The organism is Pseudomonadota bacterium (genome assembly GCA_027624715.1).
In the GTDB taxonomy this organism is placed as follows: domain Bacteria; phylum Pseudomonadota; class Gammaproteobacteria; order Burkholderiales; family Eutrophovitaceae; genus Eutrophovita.
This window is the reverse complement of record JAQBTV010000006.1, coordinates 37275-58584: the sequence shown is the minus strand read 5'-3', so window position 1 is coordinate 58584 and position 21310 is coordinate 37275. Positions and strand designations below refer to the sequence as shown.

Genomic DNA, 21310 nt, shown 5'->3' with positions numbered 1-21310 from the left:
AGCTGACGAATGTCCGACCATAAACCAAATCCCTTATACTGAAAATATGCATACGGTACCCGTCTACCAGACTGAGCAGATACGACAGATTGAAAAGTACTTATTTTCGCTCGATCCGAAACATGGCCTAATGGAGTCAGCAGGAAAAACCGTCGCTGACGTTGCCATTCAAGTGGCACCAAATCACGCTCGGTCGGCTTTAGTCATAGCAGGGCCTGGAAATAATGGCGGTGATGCATACGTTACTGCTAGATATCTTAAAAACGCAAATTTCAATGTTTCGGTCCTCGCCCCGCTCAATGCGAATCTGAACTCTCCCATTGCGACTAGCTCACAAAAAAAATGGGAATCATCAGGTGGAACAATCCAAAGCACGATAAATAATGAAGATTCCTTTGATTTAGTGATTGATGGATTATTCGGTATTGGCTTAACACGCAATCTTTCTGGAAAACTCGAAGAGCTCATTGCTCATATTAACGGCCTGCAAGCCACAATCATCTCCATAGACATACCTTCTGGATTAAATCCGGATACAGGTAGCGTCATGGGTTGTTGCATCAAGGCACAACATACCGTCACCTTTCTTGGATATAAAGTTGGTTTGCATACAGGTCTCGGGCCAGATTATTCAGGCACTATCCATTTCAGTGATCTCAATATGGGGCTCGTTCCAACCCTCGATAACCATGGTTTCTTAATCGGAAATGAGGTCCTCAACAATGTTCTGACAACGAGAAAAAAATCATCCCATAAAGGTACACATGGTCAACTCGTTATTATTGGAGGAAGTAAAGGTTTAGTTGGCGCTTCGATACTATCAGGGCGCGCAGCTATTAAATTAGGTGCAGGGCGTGTTCTCGTTGGTTTCGTCGATGCATCAGCGCCCACGATGGATTGGATGCAGCCGGAACTCATGATGAGAAACGCTTCTGACCTCATTCAACTTGATAACACATCATGTATCGCCATCGGACCCGGTCTTGGCACTGAAAAGGTCGCGTACGATATTTTGTCACAGGTCTTGATCCTACCCATACCAATTGTATTGGATGCCGATGCGCTAAATCTTATTGCTCAGCGCCCCGGACTCGCAGCACTGATTAATAAAAGGAACAACTCCACTGTACTCACGCCACACCCAGGTGAAGCCTCTAGACTATTGCACTGTTCTATTAAGGAAATCCAAGCAGATAGAGTACAGGCAACACTAACCCTGGCAAATAAATTTAATGCAGAAGTGGTGCTTAAGGGCGTCGGTAGCGTGTGCGCGTTTCCCGATGGCAATTGGTTCATCAATACAACCGGGAACCCTGGAATGGCCAGTGCAGGCATGGGGGACGTCTTGACCGGTATTATCGGTGCGTTTGTGGCTCAAGGGGCCTATAGCCACACGGCTTTGTTAGCCGCAGTGCATCTGCACGGACTTGCTGCAGATAAATTATTAAACGATGGCTGTGGCCCAATTGGAATGACCGCCTCAGAAACAATTGATGCCGCAAGAATGATACTCAACAAACAAAAACAATCTAACGCTACACACTACTTATATACTGGTCAGCGACATAAAATCTAAAGGATATATAAATGCCAGAGCACAGTAACGCAGTCGATGCCATTATTATCGGCGCAGGATTCTCAGGACTGTATCAATTACATACCCTTCGAGATCAACTAAACCTTAGCACGATAGTATTAGAGGCCGGCGCAGATCTAGGGGGTACCTGGTTTTGGAATCGCTACCCTGGGGCGCGCTGTGATTCAGAGAGCCATTCCTATTGCTATATGTTTTCTGAAGAAATTTATAAAGAGTGGAATTGGTCAGAACGCTATCCGGGCCCTCAGGAAATTCGTAGCTATCTTGGTTTCGTTGCCCAAAAACTCAAGCTCAGAAGTCATATTAAGTTCAACACCCTTGTCAGCAGTGCGCACTTCATCGAAGAAGCGAATCAATGGGAGCTAACAACTAAAGGTGGAGACACCTACCGAGCGACCTATTTAATTACTGGAATTGGCTGCATTTCTTCTGCAAATATTCCAAATATCCCTGGCCTGAAAGATTTCAAAGGCGAGTGGTATCACACTGGTAATTGGCCACACGAGGAAGTCTCATTTAAAAATAAACGAATTGGGCAAATTGGAACTGGTTGTACCGGGATACAAGCCGCTCCCATAATCGCAGAAACTGCTGGCCATCTTCACATCTTTCAACGAACACCAAACTATAGTGTTCCGGCTCGCAACGCGCCACTCACTGATGAATGGAAGCAGAGTATCAATAAAAAATTTGAAGAAATCAAACAAATTATCCAATCGACTCCAAATGGACACCCATTTCGGATCTCAACAACCAACGTGTTTGAACATTCAGAGGATGAAAGACAAGCAGCCTATGAAAAAGCTTGGGAAAAGGGTGGTCTTCAATTTAGAGCGACCTATCAGGATCTAACGATAAACAAAGAGGCGAATGACACCGCAGCTGAATTTCTGAAGAAAAAAATTAGAATGGTAGTACAAGATGAAGAGACGGCCGCAGCACTTTCTACTATTGATTATCCCTATGCCGGGAAACGCCCACCTATCGATACAAACTATTTTGAAACATTTAATAAAGATAATGTGTCACTTGTTAATCTAAAGAAAGAAAGCATCGTCAAAATTTCAGAGGATGGAATACAAACTACGAAGCGACATATCCCGTTAGATATGATTGTCTTTGCGACAGGATATGATGCCATCACTGGAAAATTCTTTGAAATGGACATCAGAGGACGAAATGGACTCTCATTAAAAGAAGCCTGGAGAGAAGGACCTAAAACCTATCTGGGCTTGCAAACACCAGGCTTTCCTAACCTCTTCACCATCACTGGACCAGGAAGCCCATCCGTATTGTGTAATATGCCTGTAGCTATCGAACAGCACGTCGAATGGATTACTCAATGCGTTGAATATATGAGACGTCATGAGATTGATACGTGCGAGGCAAGTCAGGAGGCTGCTAACGAATGGGTGGAACATGTAAATGGGGCTGCGAATGCCACGCTACTAGTTACCGTCCCGCATTCTTGGTACTTAGGTGCAAACGTCGATGGTAAACCTCGTATATTTATGCCGTATGCAGGCGGCATGACGCGATACAGGGTGTTATGCGAGGATGTCGTTGAAAATCAGTATGCCGGCTTCATTATGACCTCTAAAACCGCCTTAAATCGTTCTACAAACAACCCAAACAATTATAATTTTGATGCAGCTAAAAAAATTACGACACCGGGCATTTGAACCGAGTTCACAAAGACAAAATTGAATCTACTAAGTCATAAAGGATTTACACAAACTCAGGCCCAGCACAGTCATTAGAATTGATCCAAAAACATGAATGCCGATCAGGATTACAGCCCAACCTACTCGACCACTTTGAATAAGCTGCACTGACTCAATCGAGAAAGTAGAAAACGTAGTCAGGCTACCCAGGAAACCAGTAATGGCCAACAACTTCCATTCTGGTGACAACTGAGTGTTATGAGAAAAAAACTCAACAGCCACGCCAATCAAAAAACCTCCAACCAAGTTGGCTAAGAAAGTTCCCAATGGAACGTTTTTAAGTGTGGCGTTAAAGATAAGCCCTAAAACCCATCGGATCCAGGCGCCTCCGACGGCACCCAGTCCAATCGCAACAAGTTTCGTGAACACGTGTCGCCCCCTACTTTTTAAAAATCTCTGTTCAAAAAAACATTTTACCCTAACGTCATGGCCCTAAAACCTTTACGAACCCAAGTGACTCGAGGATGCTTGTAACTTTAGTCGTTTTAAGGAATTCCAAGAAGCGTTGACTCTCTTTCAAGTGTTTCGTGCTATTCACAACGCCGAGTGGATACACTATTGTGGATGGTGAACCCAAAGTCAATAATCCATTCACACCGTCTCGCGGTATCCGAATATCGGTCACATACACGAACGCCAGATCCACTTCTCCACGAGCAACGTAATCAAGACACTGACGCACATTCTGCGTAAAAATTAATTTAGGAGACACACGGTCCCACAGATCTTCATCTATAAGTAAAGCTCGAGCATATCGCCCAGCTGGAACACTATCCGGATTGCCAATAGCAATACGTTTGACTTTCGAGCTCACGATATCAGAGATACGCGAGACCCTAAATGACAAATCATCCCGACCAACAAGAATAAGTCGATTTCTGGCAACGTGGTATACCGAGTCTTTATAAATTAATCCCTTACTTATTGCTTCTTGCATCGTTATCTGATCCGCTGATAAAAATAAATCGACCGGTGCTCCTCGCTCAATTTGCCTTAATAAAGTCCCCGATCCGGCAAAGTTAGTTGCTACTTTTATATCAGGATATATAGACTCAAATTCGACGATAATTTCTTGCAGCGCAGCTGTCATACTCGATGCAGCTGAAATCAGTAGTTCTGTCTTCGCAGCATAACCAGACCGACACATCACAAAGCACAACAAAGTGAAAGTCGCAATTTTTTTGAAACTAAACATCCGTAATTCCTGCCGCACTCCACAATATCTTTCTGATTTCTGGTCGCACGGGAGCGCCTAAAGAATCTCTGTAGGGTGCCCCACAAAGATCAACAGAATCTGTGACTAAACCCTGAGTGATAAGAATCAACCTTTGTCCTAATTCAGCAACATCCTGCGGGTCGTGCGTGATCAATAAAATCGGAATCCCGAAAATTAATTGAATTTTCTTAAGTTCTGCTCTCATCTGTATTCTTAATAATGGATCAAGCGCGGAGAAAGGCTCATCGAGAAGAAGAATCTCTGGTCGCTGTAATAGCGCTCGAGCAACTCCAACGCGCTGCCTCTGCCCTCCTGAAATTTCAGATGGATATTTTTTTGAGAAATCCTTAATTTGAAATATTTCGAGTAATTCTTCCACCCGATCCAAATCAATTCCATTCAATCTTTTTGAGAATATGGAACGTCGCGAAAATCCAATATTCTCAGCCACTGTCATGTGAGGAAATAATGCATAGTCTTGGAACAAATAGCCCACGTTACGATACCGTGATGCAATCTCTACGCCTTTCCCAGAATCAAATAGAACTCGATCATTAATCACGACCTTCCCAGATCTGACACTTTGCAAGCCTGCAATTATTTTTAGCAATAGACTTTTACCAGCCCCGGACTGCCCGAACAGCACCGTAATATCCTCATCGCAACTGAATCGAATATTTAAATCGAAGTCGTGTCCACCGGACCGAAATAGCTGCTGAACGTCTACGTCGACTCTCATCTCAGTTTAAGTCACACGATATTTAGGTCGGAGAAAATAGTTCGAGGCAAGCAACACGACAATGCAAACAATAGACGTAATAATCACCAGAAAATTAGCTATCTGATCATGACCTGCCTGCACTGCCTCATACACAGCAATTGAGAGAGTTTGAGTTCTCCCAGGTAAACTTCCAGCCACCATCAACGTGGCACCAAACTCTCCGAGCGCTCTCGCAAATGCCAACATCGCCCCTGCCAATATTCCTCGAACTGCGAGGGGAAAGGTCACCAGAGCGAAGACTTGCATCTCACTTTTACCTAAGACTCGCGAAGCATCCTCCAACTGTCGTGAGACACCCTCAAACGCTGATCGAGCAGATTTATACACCAAAGGGAAGGCAACTATCGAGGCAGCAATCACGGCCCCCTGCCATGTAAATATTAAATTGATACCAAATTCAGATTGCAACCAAGATCCTATAGGCCCGCGGCGCCCCAAAAGTACGAGCAGGTAATAGCCTAATACGGTGGGAGGTAGAACCACTGGTAAGGTCAGCACGGCATCCAAAAATTCCTTCCCCCAAAACTCGCGCTTAGCTACAAGCCATGCGACTGAAACTCCCGCGATTGTCGCAACAATAGTTGCCAGGCCCGCCACTTTTAGGCTTAAAAGTAGTGGAATCATCACAGCTTCAAGAGTTATTGGAAATGAAAACAAAATTTACAAAAGAACGTTAGCTTATATTCATAAATATTTGTTTTAAAATGAATTTTGGCGCCTTTATGGCGCCAAAACTAGACTTACTTTAAAGTGGTTTTTTAACATAGTCAGACCTGCAAACTTATGTTTCATTGTATTTAACTAGATATAACGCTGCATGTCAAGAATATTACGTGCTAACGCATGTATTCAGCGAATTCCGACATCTCAGCTCTGACGCTATTTGTCGCCTTACGCTCCATGGCTCGATAGCGCAAAAGTACCTCTTTACCAAAGTCGGTAACCTGAGCACCTCCCCCCCGAGTTCCACCAGTCAACGTTTCAACGAGCGCGGCAGCGAAACATTGATTCATAGTGTCAACGAGTATCCATGCCCTCCGATAAGACATTCCAAGCTCGCGCGCCGCCGCGGAAATAGACCCATTTTTTTTAATCGCGTCAAGTAAAGCGGCCTTACCAGGACCCATAGCAATAGACTTACGGAAACTAACTTTTAATTGTGGTTGTAGCGTATCAGACATATTCAATCAAACTACTTATTCTGGGCTCGAGCCCAACGCTCAGCTGCCTCAGTATCACTCGGCCGCGTCTCTACCCACCGCTCTCCTGAAGACGTTTGTTCTTTTTTCCAGAAAGGCGCTCGAGTTTTTAGATAATCCATTAAAAACTCACAAGCCTTAAATGACTCGCCACGATGCGCACTCGTCACAATGACTAGCACAATCTGATCTAACGGCTGAAGCTTACCTACTCGATGAATAATCAATGCATCATAAATATCCCAACGAGCTTTCGCCTCATTGACAATAAGCTCAAGTGACCGCTCCGTCATACCTGGATAATGCTCTAGTTCAAGCGTAGAAACATCTTCCCAATCATTTAAATCACGAACAACACCGACAAAGCTGGCTACAGCGCCGACTTTAGGATTCACTTTCCTCAAGGCCAACATTTCCTGGCTCACATCGAAATCTTCTGTCTGTACGCGCACACTCATGATGTCATCCGCCTGTGACCGGTGGAAAGAGAGCCATCTCATCAGCCTCATTTAAAAATACGTCGTCCGATACCATCTCCTGATTAACTGCGATACGGAAGGATTTTCTTTCGTCCAGTTCACGCCTCCAAACGTCACCTCTTTGACGCAACAAGTTAAGCACATCTGATACCTTGTTCTCAACATCCGCTAAGACAATAACTTCTTGACTTACCTTGAAGGTCTCTCGAAGTTTCGCAAAAAACAAAATTTTTATTTCCATATTAATCGACTCAATTGATGTGTTGGCCTTATTCTACATCTCTTGTAAATCACTCGTTTACTAACACGTCACTTTACGCAACAAAGAGAAAAAGATCGTTGTGTTCAATCGTATATAATGGGCAAGTATTACATAAAATAAAGAATATTAAGCTATACACATGAATTCAACTAATCCATTGATCATTGATACACCAGTTCAAGATACAAGACAGAGACATCTGCGAGACTTGCGCATCTCTGTAACGGATCGGTGTAACTTCAGATGCACCTATTGCATGCCTAAAAGCGTGTATGACAGAGATTTTAAATTTCTAGAGCGCGCGCAGTTGCTGTCATTTGACGAAATTAATCGGCTAGTCGGCGTTTTCAAAGATCAGGGCGTAGAAAAGGTACGCATCACAGGTGGCGAACCGTTGTTGCGGAAACAACTTGAAAAGCTAATTGCAATGATTTCCTCTTCGCATCAAGTCGACCTGACACTCACCACAAATGCTACGTTGCTTAAACAAAAAGCCGTCATCCTTCAGGATGCTGGACTACAACGGATCACGGTCAGCCTGGATTCACTGAACGATGGCACCTTTCAGATGATGAACGATATGAACTTTCCTGTTTCAAAGGTTTTAGAAGGAATCGAAGAAGCCGACAGAGTCGGCTTCAAACCAATCAAAATCAACATGGTTGTGAAACAAGGAGTTAATGACCATGACGTTTTAGAGATGGCCAAACACTTTAAAGGCACCGGACACATTGTTCGCTTCATTGAATTTATGGATGTAGGCTCAACCAATGGTTGGAAAATGAGTCACGTCGTATCATCACAAACCTTAGTAGATCGTATCAATGTAATCTTCCCAATCGAACCAATCGAACCCAATTATCTTGGGGAGGTTGCCGAGCGCTGGAGGTATACTGATGGCTCAGGGGAAATCGGGTTTATTTCATCAGTCTCACAAGCTTTTTGCCAATCGTGCACGAGAGCTAGATTGTCAGCAGAAGGATCGATTTACACCTGCCTGTTTGCCACGCACGGTACAGACCTTCGCATGCTACTTAGAACAGGAGCATCCGACAAAACAATCTCAAACGTCATCACTAAGCTTTGGCAGGCTAGAACCGATAATTATTCTGAAATAAGGACATCTGAGACTGCTAAATCACGAAAAATAGAGATGTCATATATTGGTGGATGAATATCTCAAAGTTCAAAACGTTAAACTCATGACCAAACAAAATAAATTAGAAATTATTACCCAAGATAATGACTACGACCCTAACTCAATGCCCGTAGATAAAGCCCGAAGCTATATAGGAGGATTCTTGGATCCTGTCACTAGCTCAGAGCGAGTGTTCATTCGTGATGCACTCGGGCGAATTTTGTCACAAGATGTAATCTCACCAGTAAATGTGCCTCAGCATGACAATTCAGCGATGGACGGGTATGCAGTTAGAGGCGTTGACCTAGAGGAAGGCAAGAAGATAGAACTGACTGTAGTTGGTACTGCCTTTGCAGGACAACCCTTCGAAGGAGCAATAAAAAAAGGTGAGTCAATTCGAATTATGACTGGTGCAGTTATACCCGACGGTGCTGACACAGTAATTATGCAGGAGCGCGCAGAGAGGGCGGCCAGCGTTGTCACTGTAGATTTCCTACCAACAGGATCGAACACGCGGAAGACCGGCGAAGATCTAAAACTTGGATCCGTAGCCTTACATAAAGGGCACAAAGTCAGGCCGGCTGATCTTGGACTTATTGCATCACTTGGGATACCCGAGATTAGCGTTTATCGAAAACTTCGCGTCGCCTTCTTTTCCACCGGTGATGAACTGGTTGGTATTGGAAATACACTCGGAGAAGGAGAAATTTACGACAGTAATCGTTATACGATTTTTGGAATGCTTACGGAACTCGGCTGCGAACTCATTGATATGGGTGTCATCAAGGACACACCTGAAGCTGTTGAAGTAGCGTTTAGGGATGCAACAAGCATTGCTGATGTAGTCATTACCAGTGGTGGTGTTTCCGTAGGTGAGGCAGATTTTGTAAAACCAATACTGAATCTACTCGGCGAGGTTCTATTTTGGAAAATAGCGATGAAACCAGGTCGTCCTTTAGCATTCGGCAAAGTAGGTCGATCGCATTTCTTTGGGTTACCCGGTAATCCAGTAGCGGTTATGGTAACTTTCTACCAGTTCGTGCAATCAGCTCTTAAAACACTCCAAGGACAAGTAATGCGAACACCATCACCCACGTTCAAGGCGCGTTGCACCGAGCCGCTTAAAAAAACACCTGGCCGCACTGAATTTCAGCGAGGAATTTTTAGCCAAACACTCACTGGTGAATGGACAGTCAAGCCGACAGGGGACCAAGGATCAGGAATCTTATCTTCGATGAGTCAGGCACACTGCTTTATTGTTCTCCCAACGGATATGGGCAAAGTTGATGCTGGCGAAATTGTTGATGTGCAGCTTATTAGAGGTCTAATTGATTCATGAGAAAACTTAGTAAAACAGATGAGCAATGGCGTGCGGACTTAGCACCTGAGGAATATCAAATTCTCAGAAAAGAGGGAACGGAGCGTAGCTTCAGTCATCCACTGAATCAGGAACAGCGCAAAGGAACCTTCGTTTGCATCGGTTGCGAGACACCTCTATTTACGTCAGATATGAAGTTTGATAGTGGTACGGGATGGCCTAGTTTTTTTACGCACATCCACGATGCATTCATCACCAAAGTCGATAAGAAGCTGTTTATGCCACGTACAGAGTACCGATGTGCAACTTGTGATGGTCACCATGGACACGTATTTCCCGATGGACCTCAACCCTCGGGACTACGCTATTGTAATAATGGTACAGCGCTGAAATTTATACCTGACGAATGAGGCAATCTAGGCCCGAGGCTTCTCTAAAGTTAAAATTGCCTCCCGGGATAAATCACTTAAACCCTCGCCTCCGTCATTAACCAAATACTCGATAATTTCCCTTCTCATTCTAGGATCCCAGAATCGAGTCATATGTCCGGCAACTCCGGTGATCGCTTCATTTTTGTCCTCTTCAGAAACAAAAAAATTAGAAATATCGTTAACCATCTTGACCAAATGAGACACATTCATAGCGCATTTCCTTCTGAAAAAATCCGCTCTTCGTGTGTATAAATCGTCTGACGTCCATTACGTGCGAAACCAACTAAAGTCACATCACTATTGGTCGCTGTCTTTATCGCCAGAGAAGTAGGACCTGATACGGCTACCAATAGACCAACATTAGCTCTAGCGACCTTTGTAACCATTTCATAACTTGCCCGACTCGTAATCAAAACAAACCCTGGATGTGCATATTCCGGACTTAGCAAAAGCGCCCCGATCAATTTGTCTAAGGCGTTATGCCGACCGACATCCTCTCTAATCAAGCTAATATTTCCATCTTTATCCGACCAAGCTGCTCCGTGTAGCGTGCCGACCTCATGATTCATAGTCTGCAACGTCTCAAGTGATTGAAGTGCTCGCTGTATCGCTTTTGTTTCAAACGAATCTGGAGCATTCACTTTAGACACTAACCGCATAGCAGCCTCAAGCGTTTCTTCACCACAGAGACCACAGCCAGTTCGACCGACTACATTCTTTTTACGTTTCCTCAAATCATCGCCTATACTTCTCGATACGCTTATATAAGCCGTAATTCCCTTCTCACTCTGAGTAAATTCAATGCCGTCTATCTCGCTGGCATTAGAGATTAAATCCTCAGTGAATGAAAAACCAACCACAAAATCAGTCAAATCTGAAGGACTCACCATCATCACGGCAAAAGACTCACCGTTAAAGACCAAAGCTAGAGGAACTTCCTCCGCGATTGAATTAAGCTCTAGCTTCGCTCCGCCATTGAGCGTCCATTTGAGCGCTTCATGCTCCATGATGGCGTTACCGGTCACGGATATATCTCTAAACCCGCTCAGGCTCAGCAGCCTTTACTAATAATTCAAGCTGTTGCTTATTAAACTGCACGAATTTCTGCTGCCACTGTGCTGGCTGCGTTACAGGCTCCACCTGCACAGCGGTAACTTTAAATTCTGGACAATTCGTCGCCCAATCAGAATTATCTGTCGTAATGACATTAGCGCCTGATTCCGGGAAATGGAACGTAGTATAAACAACACCCGGCTGAACCTTATCAGTCACATGCGCCCGAAGTACCGTCTCCCCTGCTCGACTGCGGATCCCAACCCACTCGCCTGTTTTAACACCACGTAATTCAGCGTCACTCGGATGAATCTCAAGTCGATCCTCGTCAAACCACACAATATTGTCAGTTCTCCGTGTTTGCACTCCGACATTGTATTGAGACAAAATTCTTCCAGTCGTTAAAATTAAAGGATATTTTCGCGTCGTTCGCTCACTAGTTGGGACGTATTCTGTAACCACGAATCGTCCCTTACCCCGCACAAACTTTGAGATATGCATGATTGGCGTACCGTCTGGCGCATCCTGATTACATGGCCACTGGATACTGCCTTCTTTATCTAGCTTCTCATAGTTCACCCCCTTGAACGTCGGGGTCAATCGTGCGATCTCATCCATGATTTCTGATGGATGCTTGTAATCCATTGGATAACCAAGCGCCTCAGAAAGCATGATAGTAGCCTCCCAATCTGCCTTACCTCCGAGTGGTTCCATAACTTTACGAATTCTAGAAATACGGCGCTCGGCATTAGTAAATGTGCCATCTTTCTCTAGAAAGGAAGCTCCCGGCAAAAAGACGTGTGCAAATTTAGCAGTCTCGTTAAGAAAAATATCTTGAACCACCACACACTCCATAGCTTCAAGCGCAGAGGTTACGTGTTGCGTATTGGGGTCGGACTGAGCAATATCTTCGCCTTGGATATAAATTCCCTTAAACTCATCTGAATGTGCCGCATCGAGCATATTAGGAATTCTAAGGCCCGGCTCAGAATCAAGCGATACATTCCATTCGCGCTCAAACATCTCTCGAGTCACAGTATCCGACACGTGACGATAACCAGGAAGCTCATGCGGGAACGATCCCATATCGCAGGCCCCTTGAACATTGTTCTGCCCTCGAAGTGGGTTTACACCAACACCAGATCGACCAATATTCCCCGTCAACATCGCGAGATTTGCGATACCCAGAACCATCGTTGATCCTTGGCTGTGCTCTGTAACGCCTAAGCCATAGTAAATTGCCCCATTACCTCCGGTCGCATATAACCTTGCTGCCTCGCGCAGATCAACTGCCGGCACACCTATAACCGCCTCCAAATCTTCTGGTGAATTTCTCTCTTGTGATATAAAAGCCACCCATTTCTTAAAATTTACCTCTTCACATCGCTCCTTAACGAACGCCTGATCATGTAACCCTTCAGTATAAATAACGTGCGCCAATGCATTAACAAGAGCGACGTTCGTTCCTGGTAATAACTTCAAGTGATAATTGGCTTTAACATGAGGTCCATCAACGAGATCAATTTTTCTCGGATCTGCAACAATAAGTTTTGCACCTTGTCTTAGTCGTTTTTTTAGCCGAGAAGCAAAAACAGGATGTCCGTCAGTGGGATTAGCGCCAATAACAACAACAACATCCGCATCTTCAACTGAATCGAAATCTTGCGTGCCCGCTGACTCGCCAAGTGTAGTCTTAAGACCATACCCTGTAGGAGAGTGACAAACTCGCGCACATGTGTCCACGTTATTGTTACCAAAAGCAGCCCGTACGAGTTTTTGTACAAGATAAGTCTCTTCATTCGTACATCTAGAAGAGGTAATGCCTCCGATAGAACCTTGACCGTAACGCTCCTGGATTCGCTTGAATTCGGATGCGGCGTAGATCATTGCCTCTTCCCAACTTACTTCATTCCAAGCATCTGTAATTTTTTTCCGAATCATTGGTTTCGTAATGCGATCTTTATGAGTGGCATACCCGAACGCGAACCGGCCTTTAACACAAGAGTGTCCATGATTGGCTTTGCCGTTGAAGTCAGGCACCATCCGAACAACATCGTTACCTTTGACTTCAGCCTTAAACGAACAACCAACACCACAATACGCACATGTAGTAATCACACTTCTGTTAGGCTGACCTTGCTTTATTACAGACTTCTCCATGAGCGTCGCTGTTGGACAAGCTGCAACGCAGGCACCACAACTCACACACTCCGAATCAAAAAATGATTCCTTTTGACCAGCTGAAACCGTTGAACCGAAACCACGCCCATCAATAGTTAAGGCAAAAGTACCTTGAGTCTCTTCACAAGCTCGGACACATCGAGAACACACGATGCATTTTGACGCATCAAAAGTAAAATACGGATTGGACTCATCTTTGGCCGCTTCTAAATGATTCTCTCCTTCGAACCCATAGCGAACTTCTCTTAATCCGACAGTTCCTGCCATATCCTGCAACTCACAATCACCGTTAGCAGAACAGGTTAAACAGTCTAAAGGATGGTCTGAAATGTATAACTCCATTACCTCTCGTCTTAATTTCGCTAACTTTTCAGTCTGTGTACGCACAACCATTCCCGACTCAGCGGGAGTGGTGCACGATGCTGGATAACCTTTCCTGCCTTCTATCTCAACCAAGCACAAGCGACATGAACCAAAGGCCTCGAGACTCTCTGTCGCACACAACTTGGGAATCGACAAGCCGGCTAGAGATGCAGCGCGTAATAATGAAGTGCCCACTGGAACAGAAACCGGCACACCATCGACCAAGAGATCAACACAACTCTCTGATTTACGCTCAGGAGTTCCTAGATCTTTCCATACTATCTTGCTCATAATTTTTCTCCAAAAATTTAAGCTGCTACCTTATTATCATGCGGTTCGAGGCAAAAGTCCTCAGGGAAGTGCTTCATTGCACTCAGAACAGGAAACGGAATCATTCCACCTAACGCACACAATGACCCATGTAACATCGTGTCACATAAACTTTTAATAAGATCGGCATTCGCAGATCTATCCTTACCAGCAATAATTTTGTCAATAGTCTCCATACCTCGAGTCGACCCAATACGACATGGAGTACATTTTCCACAGGATTCAATGGCACAAAACTCCATTGCAAAACGCGCCATAGACGCCATATTCACCGTTTGATCAAAAACAACGATACCACCATGACCAATCATAGCCCCCACAGCGGCGAATGCTTCGTAGTCCAATTTCAAATCAAAATCTTTTTCAGGAATGTATGCGCCTAGAGGCCCACCAATCTGAACAGTTCTAATGGGTTTTCCGGAAGCAGATCCTCCACCAAAGTCATACAAAATTTCATTTAGATTAACCCCAAAGGCCTTTTCAACAAGGCCACCACGCTTAATATTACCTGCCAGCTGTATAGGCAAAGTTCCCATAGAGCGACCTACACCATAGTCTTTATACGCCAACGCGCCATTAGCTAAAATAAATGGTACCGAGGAAAAGGTAATCACGTTATTCACTACCGTCGGCTGACCGAATAATCCGGAAATTGCAGGCAGTGGCGGTTTAGCTCTAACCAATCCTCGCTTACCTTCGAGACTTTCTAAAAGAGAAGTCTCTTCACCGCAAATATAAGCACCGGCTGCCCGCCGCAATTCAATATCGAAAGAACATTTGCTACCACAAACATTCTCGCCAAGATATCTGTGAGCACGCGCAATCAATAATGCTTCATTAAAAATCTCTTCGGCATGTGGGTACTCAGATCGCAAATACACGTAGCCCTTCGTAGCACCAACAGCTAAGGCCGCAATTGTCATACCCTCTATCAAGACAAACGGGTCTCCCTCGATAGTCATACGGTCAGAAAACGTACCAGAATCTCCTTCATCCGCATTACATACGATGTACTTCTGATTCGCAGGACAATTAAGAACGGTATTCCATTTGATACCCGTAGGAAATGCTGCCCCACCCCTTCCTCGTAACCCCGATTGAGTAACGATCTCTACTATCGATTTGCCATCCAAGCTGAGCGCTACCTTAAGACCCTTAAACCCATCATTACCTAAATAGTCCTCAATTGAGGTCGGGTCTGTTATGCCATTTCGAGCAAAACACAAACGCTCTTGATTCTTTAAGTAAGGAATCTCCTCAACAAGCCCCACACCCTTCTCATGATCACCACCATCGGTCAACACTTTTTTAAACAAACTTTCCACATCATCACTGGTGATGTTGGCATACCCTTCACGGCCAGCCTCCGTTTCCACCTCGACAAGAGGCTCCATCCAAATTAAACCGCGAGAACCATTTCTAACCACCTGGACATCAGCTTTAGTAGATTGCGCAACGCGAGTCAACGCTTCAGCAACCTTATTCGCGCCTAAACCTATTGCAGATGAATCACGAGGTACGAATATTTTAGTCGTCATGATTCGTGGCCCTTAATTCATTAAGGAGACTCTCAACCTGATCTGATGTCATTTTCGCCCTCGGCTCACCATTGACCATAAGAGCCGGTGCACACGCACAGTGCCCTAAACAATAAATCGGCTCGAGCGTAATCTGACCATCTAAGGTAGATTCATGAAAATCGATGCCAAGTGATAGCTTCAGCTTATCGATTATCTTCTCAGAACCTACTGCCTGACAGGCTTCTGATCGGCAAACTTGAATGATGTGACGACCTGGTTTCTGGGTTCTGAAGTGGTGATAAAAGGAAACTACTCCATGCACTTCCGCCCGTGACCGGTTAATACTCTTACCAATAACGTCAATGGCATCCGTAGGTATATAACCAAGCACATCTTGTATTTCATGCAGAATTGGCAACAAGGCCCCATTGGTACTTGCATGTTTTTCAAGTGCCGCACTAATTACGGCCTTATGATCCGTGTTTCCCAAAATAAAACCTCCCTGTGCGACAGGCCTCTCACCTACTTTATGCCGCAATTTCTGCTAGCAATTCAAATATGTACACATTTACATATTTATTAATAGACTTATAATAAGCAAACAAACAAGCTAGTCCAGTTTTAGCAACAATACAATATGTTCGATAGTTCATATGTTAGATAGTTCATATATTATGAGTAAAATCAAGCTGTCACCCTCCTGGTCCCTTTTGAACGAAGCTAATGAAACCTTAGGTGCAGAACTATTCGGGCTATTGAACTTGATTCACCGCGCTGGCACGCTGGCTGAGGCTGCTAAGCAAATGGGCATTTCTTACCGACATGCCTGGAATATAGTCAAGCACTGGAAAAACTTCTTTGGATCTGACCTTGTAAACTTCACTCGTGGCAAGGGAGCATCACTGACTGACCTTGGAGAAAAGCTTCTTTGGGCCGAACAAAGGGTTTCAGCGAGAGTTGGGTTACAGCTTGACTCCTTAGCCTCTGAAATCAATCGAGAAATTAACCGCGCACTGACATCAGCTAAAACCTCTCTGACCATTCATGCAACTTTTGGTTACGCCGTGGCCCATCTGCCAGGACTTTTCCTAAAAATGGCGCCTGATTTTCAGGTCGACCTGAGATACATTAGTGCAGCGGAAGCACTCGCCTCTCTTAATCGTGGCGATTGCGATCTTGCTGGATTCCATCTACCTACTGACGGAAATGGTCAAACCGTAATAGACAGTCTCGCCCCCCTATGGACTCCAAATAAGCATCGATTCATCCACCTAGTCACCCGTACACAAGGCCTCTTTGTCTTGCCTAATAATCCATTGCGTATTTCATGCATTAAGGATTTAGTAAAAAAAGACGTCAAATTTGTGAATAGACAAATTGGGTCAGGGACCCGAATGTTATTTGATCAACTTTTAACCAAAGATAACGTCCTTTCAACTGACATTAAAGGCTATCAATCCGAGGAATTTACGCACGCAGCAGTTGCGGCATTTGTTGCCTCCGGGATGGCGGACGCGGGCTTCGGCGTACAGCCGGCCGCAACCCAATTTGGCTTAGACTTCATCCCCTTAGCAAGAGAGAACTATATGTTTGCCTGCCAAAGCAAAGCAGTACACAAAAAAGAAATACTCGAATTAATCAAATTACTCAAGAGCGAGGCGTTTGCTAATTACGTGCTTAAGTTACCGGGATACTCTGCTCCTGAGGCTGGAAAAATTTTGACTTTAAAGCAAGCGCTATCGCAATCGAACACGAAATCCCACTGATTGCAGAAATTGAACAATCAGCAGGGACGCATGATCTACTTAAACAAATATCTGCATTGCTTTCTCAATGGTCTGCATTAGCCCCCAAACCAATGGAATGCCCACGAAACCCCAGGCCAACAACAGATGTAAACCGCTTGTTTTATCTTCGTTATTACCAGACATAATCTATTTCCCCCTTATTCCGCTAAGTGGTGACGTGAATCTACCGCTTTAATCAACGAATTAGCGATCAATCCAATGACCAATAAGCCAGAGATAATGTACATCGTTGTGTTATAAGCCTGAGCCTTAGGAATACCACTGTCTATTTGATATTGACGAATATAATTCACAAGTACTGGGCCTAAGATACCTGCAACTGACCAAGCAGTCAGTAGCCTTCCGTGAATTGCACCAACATACTTCGTTCCGAACATATCCTTAAGATACGCAGGCACCGTAGCAAAACCACCACCGTACATCGTCATGATGACCGCTGTGCAAATTACAAAAAGCGCCAAACTACCTAGAGATCCGGTTTGCGGTACTAATGAGTAGAGGCCGATGCCTAAAATGAAAAAACAAAAATAGGTGTTTTTTCTTCCGATCCAGTCGGACAATGAAGCCCAGAAAAAACGACCTAACATATTCGACAAACTCATAATACCAACAATACCTCCAGCTACCGCAGCCGTTACCCCAAACATTTCTTGGCTCATTGCAGAGGCCTGACCAAGGACACCAATTCCCGCCGTCACATTCATGCAAAGAACAGTCCAAATACACCAGAATTGCGGGGTCTTCCAAGCCTCATTAACATGCACGTTAGCAGAAGTCATTAACTTCTTAGGTTGTACCGGAGGCTCCCAGCCAGCTGGCTTCCAACCCTGAGCAGGAACGCGAACGAAAGCAGCACCCGCCATCATAAATACAAAATAGATCAACCCAAGACAAACAAACGTTTCAGCAACACCAACGTGCGTGCTCGAACTGAACATTTCCATTAGAGATACTGACAAGGGAGAAGCAATGAACGCACCGCCACCAAATCCCATAATCGCCATACCTGTCGCCATGCCTGGACGATCAGGGAACCATTTGATCAACGTCGATACAGGAGAAATATAACCCAGACCCAAACCGATACCGCCCAAAACACCATAACCAAGGTATACAAGCCAAATATTGTGTAGGTGCGTCCCTAGGGCCGAAACTAAAAACCCGCCAGACCAACAGAGCGCAGCAGCAAACATTGCTCTACGAGGCCCCCCCTCTTCAACCCAGCGTCCGAATACGGCAGCTGAAAGACCTAAGAAGACAATAGCTATGGAGAAAATCCAACCAAGTTGTGTCAGTAACCAATCCTCTGGAGCCGACTCTGTAATTCCAATGAGTTTAGTCATCGGCAGGTTGAATACACTCAAGGCATAGGCTTGACCAATACAAAGGTGAATACAGAGCGCTGCTGGCGGTACCATCCAGCGATTAAACCCAGGAGGTGCGACAGTTCTTTCCCGCGCTAAAAATCCAAACATACTTTCTGCCTCCTTTTCATGTTTACTTTCGGAATTATAATTTTTATCGTACATATTAGACGCGATTTATGCTTATTTGTCTAAAATCAGTTCCCACAATGTAAAAACCACCTCTCCCTTGAAGTACTTGATAGCATGTAACCAGATGGTATACGTGAGGTAAGCTTATTTCTATGGTCAAACAATATTTGCTATGTTTATTTTGAAAGAAGACAAAATGCCAATAAACGGGGTAACTTGTATCATCTTAGCTGGAGGGCAAGGTAAGCGAATGGGCGGTAGTAACAAGGCATTGATCCCATTCAAAAATCACACTCTAATTGAGCATTTAATAGAAGTCATGCGGCCTCAGGTTGACGAAATCATCATCAGCGCAAATCAAGATTTAGCGTACCTCAAAAAATTAGGTTATCCGGTCATAGAGGATAAGCTTAAGGATCAAGGACCTTTAATCGGCATTGTGTCTGTCGCCGATGAGATCAAAACTAATACGGTAGTAGTCACGCCCTGTGATGTAATCAACATCCCTATTGATTACGTAGAAAAACTAATCGCCAACATTAACACCAACGAATCAGACATCACGATTGCCAAAACCAGTAATGGCATACAATATTTAAACTGTGCACTAAGAGTACAAACGATTAATGATTTGAAAATAAAAATAGCACTGGGCACTCGAAAGGTTTCGGATTGGCAATCCCAGCTAAAGACTTCTTATGTTGAATTTAATGCTCGCGACGGGAGAACGCCTTTCATGAATCTAAATCAACCACGAGATTTTGTAAACTTAACTACTTTGTAATAGCACTGCGAAAAGTATATTTGAAGAGGTGTAATCATCAAGCTCACGCATTTAATTCGACTCATCGCTAGCCGGACTATCCAGTGTTTTAAAAAATACCTCGCCCTCTTTTATCATTCCTAGATCAGATCGGGCGCTCTCCGCATTCTCGTCTAACCCCGTCTTAAGGTCTGCGATTTCAGCCGCGATTTGAGAATTGCCAGATCGACCTGCTTCATTATGTTCAACTTGCTCATTTAGTACCTGGCGATAATCCAAAACATCACGCCAGCCACCTTTTCCGATCCAAAGTGGATACTGGAGTAAAAGTATTAGAACACCTAAAGCAATGATTACAATTTTCATTTAACTTAAATTATAGAATGCCCCACGCCCGGCATAGACTGCTCGATCTCCAAGCTCCTCTTCTATTCTAAGTAACTGATTGTATTTTGCTAAACGATCAGACCGAGAAAGCGAACCCGTTTTTATTTGTCCAGCATTCGAGCCGACAGATAAGTCAGCGATAAAAGTATCCTCAGTTTCACCAGAACGATGAGAAACTACAGCAGTATAGCGAGCCCGTTTTGCCATCTCAATAGCTGCCATCGTTTCGCTGAGCGTGCCAATTTGGTTGATTTTAATCAAAATAGAGTTGGCAATAGATTCATCAATCCCACGTTTTAGTATTTTTGTGTTGGTCACAAACAAATCGTCACCAACCAACTGAACCTTAGATCCTAAGCGTTTGGTTAGCATCCCCCAACCTTCCCAATCATCTTCTGACATTCCGTCCTCAATCGAGATAATCGGATATTTGCTAACCAACGTTGCAAGATAGTCACAGAATTCCGAAGAGGACAATAGAAGCCCCTCAGATTTCAGGGCGTACTTTCCGTCCTTATAAAATTCAGAGCTCGCACAATCTAGTCCAAGTGCTACCTGACCCCCAACCTCGTAACCCGCAGTACTTATCGCCTTGAGAATGAAATCAAGCGCTTCTTCATTTCCACAAAAATTGGGAGCAAAGCCACCCTCATCACCAACCGTAGTAGGCATGCCAGCAGCATCAACGTGTTGGCGCAATGTATGAAAAATCTCTATACCACACCTTAGCGCTTCACAAAAAGTATCGAACCCCAAAGGAATAATCATGAACTCTTGGATATTGAGACTATTATTCGCGTGCGCACCTCCATTGACGACATTCATCATTGGCACTGGCAACTCTGCATCACCTGCTCCACCCAAATAGCGGTATAGGGGAAGTCCTACGCTCAAAGAAGCCGCTTTTGCAGTTGCAAGCGACACAGCAAGAATTGCATTAGCACCTAATCGCGATTTAGTTTCAGTGCCATCTAACGCAATTAATGTTTGATCAATTAACGATTGGTCTGTCGAATCTAAACCAATTATAGCCTCACAAATCTCGGAGTTAACACCCTCAACCGCTTTCAAAACTCCTTTACCGAAATATCGACCCTTGTCTCCATCTCTAAGTTCAACAGCCTCTCTAACTCCCGTTGAGGCTCCGGAAGGTACTGCGGCCCTACCAAAAATACCCGTATCTAAATGAACATCAACTTCGACCGTTGGATTACCACGTGAGTCGATGACCTCTCTCGCCATTACATCAATTATTGAACTCATA

The 21310-nt window shown here is 44.4% G+C and carries 22 protein-coding genes and 1 pseudogene; 7 read left to right on the top strand and 16 right to left on the bottom strand.

The annotated features are described in order from the left end of the window. The first annotated feature begins 46 nt into the window (after positions 1-46). Together O3A65_05555 and O3A65_05550 are read left to right on the top strand one after the other, a co-directional pair. Entirely contained in the window at positions 47-1576 is a 1530-nt protein-coding gene (locus tag O3A65_05555) for an NAD(P)H-hydrate dehydratase (GenBank protein MDA1331936.1), read from the top strand. Positions 1577-1587: 11 nt separating this feature from the next. After that, entirely contained in the window at positions 1588-3279 is a 1692-nt protein-coding gene (locus O3A65_05550) for an NAD(P)/FAD-dependent oxidoreductase (GenBank protein MDA1331935.1), read from the top strand. A 30-nt stretch (positions 3280-3309) separates the two neighbouring features. On the opposite strand, the gene crcB is transcribed toward O3A65_05550, so the two are convergent. From crcB to moaD, 7 genes are all read right to left on the bottom strand, one after another. After that, on the bottom strand, positions 3310-3690 hold the full coding sequence (gene crcB / locus O3A65_05545; protein ID MDA1331934.1) for a fluoride efflux transporter CrcB: 381 nt from the start codon (positions 3688-3690) through the stop codon (positions 3310-3312). Positions 3691-3745: 55 nt separating this feature from the next. Continuing rightward, the gene (gene modA, locus O3A65_05540) at positions 3746-4516 is read right to left on the bottom strand and encodes a molybdate ABC transporter substrate-binding protein (protein ID MDA1331933.1); all 771 of its coding nucleotides are present in this window, start codon (positions 4514-4516) and stop codon (positions 3746-3748) included. Further along, positions 4509-5276, bottom strand: coding sequence for an ATP-binding cassette domain-containing protein (locus O3A65_05535; protein MDA1331932.1), 768 nt, complete (start codon positions 5274-5276; stop codon positions 4509-4511). Before O3A65_05535 ends, modA begins: the two co-directional genes overlap by 8 nt. A gap of 6 nt (positions 5277-5282) precedes the next feature. Next, the gene (gene modB, locus O3A65_05530; protein ID MDA1331931.1) at positions 5283-5942 is read right to left on the bottom strand and encodes a molybdate ABC transporter permease subunit; all 660 of its coding nucleotides are present in this window, start codon (positions 5940-5942) and stop codon (positions 5283-5285) included. A 212-nt stretch (positions 5943-6154) separates the two neighbouring features. Continuing rightward, positions 6155-6499 carry a LysR family transcriptional regulator gene (locus O3A65_05525; protein ID MDA1331930.1) on the bottom strand — a complete coding sequence of 115 codons (345 nt, stop codon included), beginning with the start codon at positions 6497-6499 and terminating at the stop codon, positions 6155-6157. An 11-nt stretch (positions 6500-6510) separates the two neighbouring features. Beyond that, positions 6511-6975, bottom strand: coding sequence for a molybdopterin synthase catalytic subunit MoaE (gene moaE / locus O3A65_05520; protein MDA1331929.1), 465 nt, complete (start codon positions 6973-6975; stop codon positions 6511-6513). A 4-nt stretch (positions 6976-6979) separates the two neighbouring features. Next, positions 6980-7237 carry a molybdopterin converting factor subunit 1 gene (moaD, locus tag O3A65_05515; GenBank protein MDA1331928.1) on the bottom strand — a complete coding sequence of 86 codons (258 nt, stop codon included), beginning with the start codon at positions 7235-7237 and terminating at the stop codon, positions 6980-6982. 160 nt (positions 7238-7397) lie between these two features. Between moaD and moaA the strand changes: the two genes are divergently transcribed. From moaA to msrB, 3 genes are read left to right on the top strand one after another with little or no spacing between them, the layout of a single operon-like run. Beyond that, positions 7398-8432 (top strand): GTP 3',8-cyclase MoaA, encoded by a 1035-nt coding sequence (moaA, locus tag O3A65_05510; protein MDA1331927.1) that lies wholly within the window; start codon positions 7398-7400, stop codon positions 8430-8432. Positions 8433-8460: 28 nt separating this feature from the next. Continuing rightward, on the top strand, positions 8461-9735 hold the full coding sequence (locus O3A65_05505) for a molybdopterin molybdotransferase MoeA (GenBank protein MDA1331926.1): 1275 nt from the start codon (positions 8461-8463) through the stop codon (positions 9733-9735). Then, the gene (gene msrB, locus O3A65_05500; GenBank protein ID MDA1331925.1) at positions 9732-10124 is read left to right on the top strand and encodes a peptide-methionine (R)-S-oxide reductase MsrB; all 393 of its coding nucleotides are present in this window, start codon (positions 9732-9734) and stop codon (positions 10122-10124) included. The genes O3A65_05505 and msrB overlap by 4 nt, the downstream gene beginning before the upstream one ends. Before the next feature lie 6 nt (positions 10125-10130). On the opposite strand, the gene O3A65_05495 is transcribed toward msrB, so the two are convergent. The 5 genes and pseudogenes from O3A65_05495 to O3A65_05475 form a co-directional block, all read right to left on the bottom strand. Further along, the gene (locus tag O3A65_05495; GenBank protein ID MDA1331924.1) at positions 10131-10355 is read right to left on the bottom strand and encodes a formate dehydrogenase subunit delta; all 225 of its coding nucleotides are present in this window, start codon (positions 10353-10355) and stop codon (positions 10131-10133) included. After that, a complete protein-coding gene (gene fdhD, locus O3A65_05490; GenBank protein MDA1331923.1) occupies positions 10352-11170 on the bottom strand; it encodes a formate dehydrogenase accessory sulfurtransferase FdhD in 819 nt (272 codons plus the stop codon). Before fdhD ends, O3A65_05495 begins: the two co-directional genes overlap by 4 nt. Positions 11171-11180: 10 nt before the next feature. Beyond that, positions 11181-14012, bottom strand: a pseudogene (fdhF, locus tag O3A65_05485) (formate dehydrogenase subunit alpha). 38 nt (positions 14013-14050) lie between these two features. Next, entirely contained in the window at positions 14051-15610 is a 1560-nt protein-coding gene (locus O3A65_05480) for a formate dehydrogenase (protein MDA1331922.1), read from the bottom strand. Next, a complete protein-coding gene (locus tag O3A65_05475) occupies positions 15600-16082 on the bottom strand; it encodes a formate dehydrogenase subunit gamma (GenBank protein ID MDA1331921.1) in 483 nt (160 codons plus the stop codon). Before O3A65_05475 ends, O3A65_05480 begins: the two co-directional genes overlap by 11 nt. 184 nt (positions 16083-16266) lie before the next feature. Between O3A65_05475 and O3A65_05470 the strand changes: the two genes are divergently transcribed. After that, entirely contained in the window at positions 16267-17358 is a 1092-nt protein-coding gene (locus O3A65_05470) for a LysR family transcriptional regulator (protein MDA1331920.1), read from the top strand. 39 nt (positions 17359-17397) lie between these two features. On the opposite strand, the gene O3A65_05465 is transcribed toward O3A65_05470, so the two are convergent. Further along, positions 17398-17523 (bottom strand): hypothetical protein, encoded by a 126-nt coding sequence (locus O3A65_05465; GenBank protein ID MDA1331919.1) that lies wholly within the window; start codon positions 17521-17523, stop codon positions 17398-17400. A 14-nt stretch (positions 17524-17537) separates the two neighbouring features. Further along, a complete protein-coding gene (locus O3A65_05460) occupies positions 17538-18875 on the bottom strand; it encodes an OFA family MFS transporter (GenBank protein ID MDA1331918.1) in 1338 nt (445 codons plus the stop codon). Between the two features lie 217 nt (positions 18876-19092). Between O3A65_05460 and mobA the strand changes: the two genes are divergently transcribed. Then, positions 19093-19680: a molybdenum cofactor guanylyltransferase gene (mobA, locus tag O3A65_05455; protein ID MDA1331917.1), complete on the top strand. Its 588-nt coding sequence runs from the start codon at positions 19093-19095 to the stop codon at positions 19678-19680. Between the two features lie 51 nt (positions 19681-19731). On the opposite strand, the gene O3A65_05450 is transcribed toward mobA, so the two are convergent. Together O3A65_05450 and eno are read right to left on the bottom strand one after the other, a co-directional pair. After that, a complete protein-coding gene (locus tag O3A65_05450) occupies positions 19732-20025 on the bottom strand; it encodes a septum formation initiator family protein (GenBank protein ID MDA1331916.1) in 294 nt (97 codons plus the stop codon). Then, positions 20026-21309 carry a phosphopyruvate hydratase gene (eno, locus tag O3A65_05445; protein ID MDA1331915.1) on the bottom strand — a complete coding sequence of 428 codons (1284 nt, stop codon included), beginning with the start codon at positions 21307-21309 and terminating at the stop codon, positions 20026-20028. Position 21310: the final 1 nt, after the last annotated feature.